General features: G+C 33.1%; 5 protein-coding genes. All 5 read right to left on the bottom strand.

The genetic code is table 11. From position 1 onward, the window contains the following. Nucleotides 1–1,583, bottom strand: a 1,583-nt coding sequence (locus tag B0A81_RS19885; protein WP_165768104.1) for a choice-of-anchor L domain-containing protein, incomplete at its 3' end; no start/stop codon positions are given. A 271-nt stretch (nt 1,584–1,854) separates the two neighbouring features. Continuing rightward, nucleotides 1,855–2,475: a response regulator gene (locus B0A81_RS19880; protein ID WP_089059627.1), complete on the bottom strand. Its 621-nt coding sequence runs from the start codon at nt 2,473–2,475 to the stop codon at nt 1,855–1,857. 47 nt (nt 2,476–2,522) lie between these two features. Beyond that, nucleotides 2,523–4,229, bottom strand: coding sequence for a tetratricopeptide repeat-containing sensor histidine kinase (locus tag B0A81_RS19875; RefSeq protein WP_165768102.1), 1,707 nt, complete (start codon nt 4,227–4,229; stop codon nt 2,523–2,525). Between the two features lie 369 nt (nt 4,230–4,598). After that, nucleotides 4,599–5,669, bottom strand: coding sequence for a helix-turn-helix domain-containing protein (locus tag B0A81_RS19870; protein ID WP_089059625.1), 1,071 nt, complete (start codon nt 5,667–5,669; stop codon nt 4,599–4,601). A 156-nt stretch (nt 5,670–5,825) separates the two neighbouring features. Next, on the bottom strand, nt 5,826–8,453 hold the full coding sequence (locus B0A81_RS19865) for a DUF5916 domain-containing protein (protein WP_089059628.1): 2,628 nt from the start codon (nt 8,451–8,453) through the stop codon (nt 5,826–5,828). Nucleotides 8,454–8,468: the final 15 nt, after the last annotated feature.

Raw genomic sequence — 8,468 nt, 5'->3', positions numbered from 1 at the left:
CTGAATGAAGTTTGGATTCCTGCTGTTGCCGGATCTAAATCTACGCTTGTAACATCTATGGTTCCATCAACATCAGTGTCATTTGCAGTAACATCAATAGTTACAACAGTATCTTCGTCTGTTTCAGCGCTGTCGTTTACAGCAACTGGTTTATCGTTTACTGCGGTAACTGTTACTGTTATTGTAGCACTATTAGAAATAAAACCATCTTTGTCGTTTACAGTATAATTAATTGCTGTTGCAACTCCGTTATAATTCGCTGCTGGAGTAAAAGTTACAACTCCTAAAGCATCTACACTGTAAGTTCCCTGTCCTGTTACACTGAATGTAGTTTGGATTCCTGCTGTTGCTGGATCTAAATCTACGGTTGCAACGTCTATAGTTCCGTCAGGATCCGTGTCGTTTGCAGTAACATTGATAGTCACAGGTGTGTCCTCGTTAGTCGTTTTTGTATCGTTTAACGCTGTTGGTCTTTTTACTGGATATTGCGAACTTTCATTATTTGTAAGATCTGGATCTTCTTCTATTCCAGTAATTGAGGCAATATTATTGTGATCTCCAGTCGCTTTTAAAGTTCCTCTCACTGTTAAAGTGGCACTTGCTCTATTGCCAAGTGTTCCAATATTCCAAACACCAGTCCCAGTATTATAAGTTCCTACTGATGGACTTGCAGATGTAAAAGTATATCCTGAAGGTAATAAATCATTTACTTTTACTCCGGTTGCTCCATATGGACCAGCATTGCTTGCTGTAATAGTAAAAACGGCTTCGTCTCCTACTTTTTTAGGAGTTCCAACTACTTCTTTCTTTACCGATAAATCTGCACCATAACTTGCTGTAATTACATCTACAAATACTCCCGAATCATACTTTTCATCGCCAACATCGGCAATTGCAATTTTAAAATCATAAGTAGCTCCTGGAGTAAGTCCAGTTAAATCATAAGAAAGCATTTTTGTCAATCCATTATATTCAACAAATACCGGTTTTATAGCAGTACCAGTATTTTTAGCTCCAGTATTAGTGTGACCATTATTTATATAATAAGCAGTCTGACCTAAATCTGTTGTAGGTGTTCCTGTCGCATCTTTTGAAACTCCAAGAACTCCTCCGTTAACTGAATTTACAGAAATTTCTCTATCACTCGATGGTAATTTTGCAATATTTTTTGTCCCTGTTATTCCTGGTCCAGAAATAAAAAAACCAAATACATCGTTAAACCTACTTCCTACATAATCAGGATATTCCTCTGATCCAAATTGAAAAAAGATTCGTATAGCGGTCATCTTAGCATCTAATGTAACCTTGAAGGTATATACAACTGCGTCATAACTTGCTGATGAATTTAGCGTTTTCAAATCAGCATCTATTGCTGTATTACCTGTAATTTGATTACTCACAAATAGTTTTGCGTTTTTAGCCGCTAAATCATCACTTGCGAGACCTGTAGAAAATAAAATACCATTACTAATTGCTAGTCCAGCAGGAATTCCTCCAGAGAAAAGAGCAATTTGTTTAGTTCTATCCCCTTTTACTAATGTAGGATTGCTTAAAACAACACCGCTTCCGTCTAATGTGCTCAATATAACGGCATCATTAGGGCCTGCACTATGGGTGGTCTCAGTTTGTGAATACCCTCTGACTCCAATAGTCAATGATAGGAGCATAAAAAAAGGAAGAATCAGAAGTCGATCCAAATTCCTTTCTTTATTCCTAAATAAAATTTTAAAAAAAGTAAAGTTCACCATATAGTAAATAATTAAAATTCCACAAAATAGTCCTCAGAAATAATCTATTATTCCTGAATTTGTTATGTATAACCGGGGTTAAAGCCTGTAAACGATTTCAGTTTTATTAATTAATATGCCCCAGTTTTGATGCTTCACGCACCATCCCTGCAACATTGCTGACATCGAGTTTGTTAAAAATGTTTTTTCTGTGATTTTCTACCGTATTAACGGCCAGCTGCAGTTGTTTAGCAATATCTGCTGTAGTAAATTCTCTAATTATTAACTGCATAATTAAAAGCTCTTTTGGAGTTAGAGTAATTGCAGTTCCAATTCGGTTTTGTTTTGCTAAAAACGAGTAATCTTCCGGCAGATAAATTCCGCCTTCCCATACTAATTTTATTGCTTCAAGAAGTTCTTCAATATCTTGATTTTTGTTTACATATCCTTTCACGCCCATAGCCAAAAGGTTTTCGACTAAAATTGGACTCGAAAGTGATGTAAAAGCGATAACGCTTAAATCTGGATGATTTTTATTGAGGTATTTATAAATTTCTAATCCTTGAACATCATTTGCAACTAAGTCGACTATAATCAAATCTAACTGCGAATGTTCTTCAATTTTGGCATATAAATCTAATTTATTGGTAGCATAAAAAAGGACTTCTAAATCTTTTTGCTGCGAAAAGAAACTGTTAAGACCTGTACATACGATAGGCTGGTCTTCAAAAAAAGCAATGTGCATCATGATACAAAATAGGGGCAAATTTTTTATTAAATAAATAGCGGTTTTCCCTATTTCGGTAACATAATTTTGAAGGTGCAGCCTGCAGATTCATTATTAAAAACATCAAGACTGCCTTTATTTTTCAGCATTAATTCTTGACATAAATACAAGCCAATTCCAAACCCAGATTCGAGATTAGTGCCAAGTCCCGGGTTTATACTTTTTTTGAACAATTTATCAATTTTTTTAGGCTCAACACCTTTTCCAAAATCTTTTATTATGATTTCGTTATTCTCATATTCGATAATAATCACGCTGTTTTCATAACTAAATTTAATAGCGTTATTGATTATATTTCTAAGCACAATACTTAAAACTGTAGGATTAAAAACAATAGCCGTTTCTCTTAAAACTCGATTTTCAATTTGAATGTTCTTTGCTTTTAATTGATGTGACAATTCTTTCTTTGCTCTGCTGATAAGTTCAACTAATTTAATTTCGCTATTATTTGAAACAGTAGTTATCAACTCTGCTTTTGCCCAATCGAGTAAACTAGTAAGCATTCCGTCCGCCTGTTCCAATTGCTGATTTATTGACTTAATGTATAAAGACACCGTTTTATTTTCACTGCTGAGAACTTCCTCATTATCCAACAGCACTTTTAGTGTCGTAATAGGTTCTTTAAAGTCATGAGAAATAACCGTAAAAATCTTTTGATGAAGTAAATTAAGACGCTTTAACTCCTTATTTTTATCTTCAATCTCTGCTTTCTGCAATTTCAGTTTTTCATTATTTAACTTTTGTTTTCTAGTCAATACAAAAATGCAGTATAGCAAAATGACTAATAAACTAATCCCGATTAACGAAGCAACGAGTGCTGCTTTTTGTTTTTGCAGTTTTATTTCTTTCGAATTATTTATTCGTTTTAAATTCTTGTTTTGCTGGTCTTTAAGTTTAATTTTATTCGCTGTCTGAAAGGAATCTATCCGAATATTTCTAGTTTGTATATCTTCAATTCCAACTAATCTATCCAGTTTCTCAAATGTTTTATGCGCAGCTTCATATTCACCATGTTCTACCAAAATTTCTCGCAGCGTTCTAATAGCGTTAATTTTATTTTCCAAAGCATCACAACTGTCTGCGATTCTAACACTTTCGGTTATGGTTCTCTTTGCTCTATCCAATTGATTTCTTCTACTGTAAATGCGAGCTGTCTTTACATAAACTTCTGAAAGCTTACAACGATCATATTTCTTTGCTGCTGCTTCTGCCAGCAAAAATTCTTCGGTACTCTTTTTATAATCATAATTTACATAATGATAGTATCCACAAATTAAATGCAAAACAATATATTCGTGAGCTCTATTGGGCAAAGCAAACTTGTCTTTACATAAATCTGCATAATAAAATGCCTTTTTATACTCTTTTTGAGTAAAGTGTAAATCAGACAAAAGGAATAAACTTTTGTTATATATGCTTTCCGCATTCTTTCCTTCTACCCTTGAAGCAACTGCTTTTTCCAGAACAGTTATTGCATCAGAAGTTCTTGCAATTTGACTGTAATAATTTCCCTGAAAAAAAAGTAAAAGCTGAAGTTCAAAACCGCTTAACTTATTTTTTTCTAAATGATTTTGAATCAAAAAACCAATACTGTCAAGTTGCTTTTCGTTGTTCAGCCTGTTTAGATTAGTGCGAAGCTGCTGAACGGCAGGACTGACTTCCTGTGCACATAAATAGGAAGAATAAAGAAATAATAATAAAACTATTCGCTTCAAAAAATTATGTATCGTACAGATAGAAAACATAAAATCTACGTATTGGGGTGGTATTTTTTAATTGAAAAAAATTCAAATAAACATTAAAAAACATACAGAAGAGAATGCTTAAAAGTCAGCAATTAAAAGCATTATTAGTAATCCCTTCTTATATTTCGCCGCCAAATGTAACTGAAAAAAAAAGCTGTGAATAGTCAATTCGGACATTTTTTAATGGGCAATTTCAAATGTTTTATTTGACAGAAAAAAACTATTTTTTAATCGGATTTACTTTTGTCAAAATATTTAAAATCAAACATTTAAAAAGAAGTTCTTAGAATGATAAAACTTACAAAACAAACTCTTTTAAATCTTTTTTTTGGAAAAAAACTATTCTTGAACTTCGCTAAAACGTACTTCTGAGGGTAACTTCCCGAATCTTTTCTTAAAACTTGCAGCAAATCGGCCTGCTGAATCATAACCAGTTAAAAGCGCGATATTTTGAATATGAATATCTGTTTTTTCTATCAGCTGCATCGCCAACAACATATTTTTCTCTTTATGATATTGCAGCATCGAAAAACCAAAGACAATTTTAAAATTAGATTTTAACTTCGTACTTGAGGTATTTACTTCTTTTGCTATACTTTCGATACCAACAAACGGAAGGTGTAAGTTGTGCAGAATTATTTTTTCGGCTTTTGCAACTTGATGGTATTCAAGGTTACTTAACGAAATATTGTCGATTATACGGCTGTCATTAAAAGCATTATTAAAAAATGCCGTCATCAATTTCATCGATCTTTTCTTTATGTCAAGATTTTCAGTTCCATCAGCATCTCCCTTATCTATTAATTCAGATAATTTCGCTCCCATTTCATGAGCTTTTGGAACAATATCTAACCAAGTATAAGATCCTTTATTTCCGTTTAAGAAGTTCTTTAATGCCTTTTTTTCTTTGACTTTTTTAGACATTAAATTTTTATGAGCCCAATCTTTTGTAATCGCAAAACTAAAAAATCTGCCTGTTGTGCCTTTATAAAAATAGCTCGAAATTTCAGTATCTGGTTTACTAAAAGTCCAACATGTGCTTAACAGAGTAACTTCGTCTGTATCTTTCAATTGAAATTTATATTCGAAAACAGAAAAAGTAAGCAAATAATATTCACTTGATTCCTGTTTATCAAAATACGATTTTGTGACAATGTTTTCTTTAACATTCATAAACGTAGCAAGAAGCCAAAAACCGTCTTCAATTTCACGATAGTACATTTTTACCTTACAAAGTGGTGTTTCTAAAGAAAAAAACTTTTTTAAATGCGTATGATTCATGCCGGGCAGTTTTAATAAACTATCCAGCATAATTTTAGGAGAATTAAATAAATAGGGCAATTGAAAAAATCCATCTTTTAGAAGAAAAAGATATTTTTGAACGTGCTTCGGCCAATTATCTAAGGTCATGAATTTTAAAATACTATTAAGAAAACCTAACTTACACAACTCAAATCCTTATGATTTACGAGTGCAAAAATAAAGATACGATCTGTAATAATTGATATTAAAACCAAAAAAAATAACCTCTATTTCTTTGTAAAAAATAGAGGCTTAATAATAATTTTAAAGCATAAATCGATACGTGATTTTTATCAAAAAAGTATTCGTTGGTTTTCTTCCTAAAATCTGAGAATCTAATTCTGTAAATAAGTTTTCATTAGGATTTCCATTTGATGTTATTCCCTGCGACCAAACCAAAAATAATTCGGAACCTGGAATATATTCCCATCGTGCAACTAAATTTGATCGAAACTGCACGAATGAAAAGTCGGGATTATGAATACTATAATCGGTAACTCCATTTGTATCTTCATCTATTTGATAACTGTTTTTTACCTCATCAAAATGAATCTGATCTGGTTGAAACAAACTTACCCGATCTCCATAATAATAAGCTGTAGGATTTATAACTTTATTAAAGGAGTTATATCTTCCTCTAGAAATAAAGGGCTGCCCGTAATATTGAATAGTCAAATTTGGATTTATATTATAATCTAGTCGTATTGAAGCGCTTAAAGTATTCTGATTCAAGCTTGCTGTAAGATAACGAGCATCTTTGTTAAAGGCAGCTTGAGCAATATATTGCAGTTTGTTTTTATTTGAAGAAAAACTGGGATTAACAGAAAGCGTAAAAGCATTTACAGGCTGATAAATAAAACCCGCCGCAAATTCTGTGTACGAAAATGAATTATTTTTTCCTTTAGTATCATAAAGTGCAAAATTGTATTTGAACTTTTTTCTGCTGTCTGATGTAATACTGATCGATTTAAAAAACTCTTCTGAATAACGAAATCGAGGTCCGCCCTGTAAAATAGAATTTGAATAATTTAGCGGTTTATAAATAGCCAAAGCAACAAAACTCCAATTGTTTTTTAACACAGCATCTAAATTAAGAGTGTATTGCATTTTATTGTAATTTCCTTCAAAATCAAAATTGGAAAGTTCTTCCAAATTTGTTGTGATTTTTCTAAAATGACTAAACGGTTTTAAGGTTTCATAAGATACAAATGCAGTTTGTTTAATTTCATCGGCTTGTCTTAAAAAGCCAATATCATTGAGCTCTAGTTCTGGCGATCTCCAAATTACAGTTCCTTTATATCTCCAGCTGCCAACACTTGCTTTTCCTATTTCAAATTTGCCGCCGGTTCCCGTTAATGATCTTCTTAAAGTATCAACTGAAAGATGTCCGGCATCAACTCTCTGAAATAAATGTGTCATATTTCGTTGTGTTGCTGTAATCGCTTTTTCACTGCCTTCTACTCTGCTCGCAACAAAATTGCCTTTTAAATAATACTTTCTATTTTTCCAGTTGTGCATAAAATCGATTCCAGATGTGTAAGCCGATTTATGCATGAAACTCAAAAAATCAGTTTCTAAATTTCGATTTACAGCCGTAAAAACAGCTCCAAAATAACTGTTCCGATTATTAAAATCTTTTTGAACTCGGCCAACGAAATAATTGGTTAATGGTTCTACAAGCACTTTTGTTGACTGCTTATCATCTTGAACACTTGCATATTCTTTGTTGGTAACACTTTCAAGTACTCCTATTGACCAGCCTTTTTTTGTTTTTCCGCTAAATTTTGCTGCTCCTAAAATAGTTGTATTATTAGGAATCGACATAAAAGCTCCTTCTGGAAGATTTGGCTGTCCGTTAGGATTTCGTCCGATTCTGCGAGAATAAAACAAATTGTCCTGATCGTCAGCAAAAGTATAGTTGAAAATATTCTTGTTCTCAACAAAAAAAGGTCGCCGTTCATCATAAAAAACTTGAAAACCATCTAAAACTATAGCTGCAGGATCTGCTTCTACCTGTCCAAAATCAGGATTTATTGTTAGGTTTAATGTCAAATCATTCGTAATGCCAATCTTCGCATCCAAACCTCCATTCAGCTTAAAATCATTTCCTGTTTTAAACGGATTTCCTGCTTCTTGTGGATAGGTTTCTAATTTTGAAAGCGCAAAGGGCTGAATTTCTATCTGTCTTTTAGGAGACAAACCTACTAAACCTCTTAACTCTCCAAATTCACTAACCCAGCCCGGCGCATCGAGCGGGATTCTCTGCCAAACGGAACGCTCTTCTGTTCTAAAATATCTTCTCGTAGATTGTAATCCCCAGACTTGTTCTGGTAAATCACTAAATTTTAACTGACTTAACGGAATCTTGATTTCGGCAGTCCATCCTTCATCATCTATATTTGTTTTTAAATACCAAATCGGATTCCAATTTCCATCCCAAGTTTTTCCGTTGTCAGAAATAAAACCATCACTTTTTACACCAGCAACAGAAGCTGCAAATGAAAAACTGGTAAGCTTATCATTGTGACTGCTGATATTAATTTCAATCCAATCGCCCTCAAATCCGTCACGTCTCGATAATCGTTTTACAATTCCTTCAGGATCCTTGTCATAACATCGAAATCCGAAATAAATATAATCTTGATCGTAGACAATCTTGAATTTGGTTTGTTCAATAGGTTCCGTATTTTCATCAGGAAGATTTTCTATATAATCTCCTGTCCAATCTACAATACTCCAACTTTCATCCGTTAAAAGTCCATCAATTACAGGCGGAGCCAAAACACCTAAAGCTTTTGTGGTATAAACCTTTCTATCAACTTTAGGTGCCATCTGCCCAAAACTTATCTGAAAAAAGAGCAATGCCAAAAATGCAGCGTTTCTACAATGCATTATAGTTGTGATCTT

The organism is Flavobacterium plurextorum (assembly GCF_002217395.1).
GTDB classification, from domain to species: Bacteria; Bacteroidota; Bacteroidia; order Flavobacteriales; family Flavobacteriaceae; genus Flavobacterium; species Flavobacterium plurextorum.
The sequence above is the reverse complement of the archived record's forward strand: the minus strand, read 5'-3'. Positions and strand labels throughout refer to the sequence as shown.

Excerpts from the sequence above, each read along its gene's own strand:
- B0A81_RS19880 (WP_089059627.1), bottom strand. The coding sequence starts at position 2,475 with ATGATGCACATTGCTTTTTTTGAAGACCAGCCTATCGTATGTACAGGT.
- B0A81_RS19865 (WP_089059628.1), bottom strand. The coding sequence starts at position 8,453 with ATGCATTGTAGAAACGCTGCATTTTTGGCATTGCTCTTTTTTCAGATA.
- B0A81_RS19870 (WP_089059625.1), bottom strand. The coding sequence starts at position 5,669 with ATGACCTTAGATAATTGGCCGAAGCACGTTCAAAAATATCTTTTTCTT.